Here is an 869-nt window from a genome sequence, read left to right as displayed (position 1 = left end):
TCTATTAGGTTAGTGTTTTGTTCACTCATCTTGATTTCCTACATTGCGCGCAATTCCCCCGTGGCGTGAATCACGCTTGTGTTAAAAGGCTGGTTGGTTGTTAAATTTTTATGTCTTGAGGAATTCTCGTGTTTCCGCGAATATTAGCTAATCCACGAATTTCGGCATTTCTAAAGATCTTGACTGCGTCATAAATGCGAGCACTATCATAAACTTTTGCATCTCCAAAAATCTCAACATTTCCATAATTAATATCATCCTCATACGTGAAATTGGAGCATGATATAATGACATCACCATAAACTTTAGCATTGTTATAAATGAGAGCAGGACCACAAATTATTGCGTTCCCATATACACGAGCATTGTCGTAAATGCGGGCACTATTCTTTATTCGTGCATTCTCAAAAACTTCTGCGTCACCATAAATACGTGCGTCATTGTAAACTTCTGCATCACCGCAAACATGAGATTTGTCGCGAACAACAGCATCACCAAAAACATGTGCACTACCAGAAACCTCTGCATTACCGTAAACAACAGCACGACTGTAAACTTGTGCATCAGAATAAACTGAAGCATTTCCACTAATACAGGCGCCATCAAATATCTTGGCATTATGAAAAATGGTAGCGCTTTCAAGCACCTTGGCATCATCATACACCCAGCAATTACCTTTATGACCTAAGTTATATTCCTTTTCAATAAAACCACCAAGATCTCCTTTTTTGACATCATCAAAATCCCTTAAAGCACGAATACGGTGAAGAGTTTTTCCATCAAACTGAATTGTTTCATCAGTAAGTTCGTATTTCTTTTTCATGGTTTATTTCCTTGATTTGCGTACAATTCACCCGTGGCGTGAATCA

Annotated in this window: 1 protein-coding gene; it reads right to left on the bottom strand. The window is 38.3% G+C overall.

Annotated features, from left to right (window positions below):
• Positions 1 to 100: 100 nt before the first annotated feature.
• Positions 101 to 823 carry a hypothetical protein gene (locus tag ACFILW_RS10155; RefSeq protein ID WP_375685774.1) on the bottom strand — a complete coding sequence of 241 codons (723 nt, stop codon included), beginning with the start codon at positions 821 to 823 and terminating at the stop codon, positions 101 to 103.
• Positions 824 to 869 lie beyond the last annotated feature (46 nt).

The organism is Bartonella sp. TT110JLCBS (assembly GCF_042193405.1).
Lineage (GTDB): Bacteria > Pseudomonadota > Alphaproteobacteria > Rhizobiales > Rhizobiaceae > Bartonella.
Note: the sequence above shows the minus strand (reverse complement) of the source record. Positions and strands in the feature narration are given on the sequence as shown.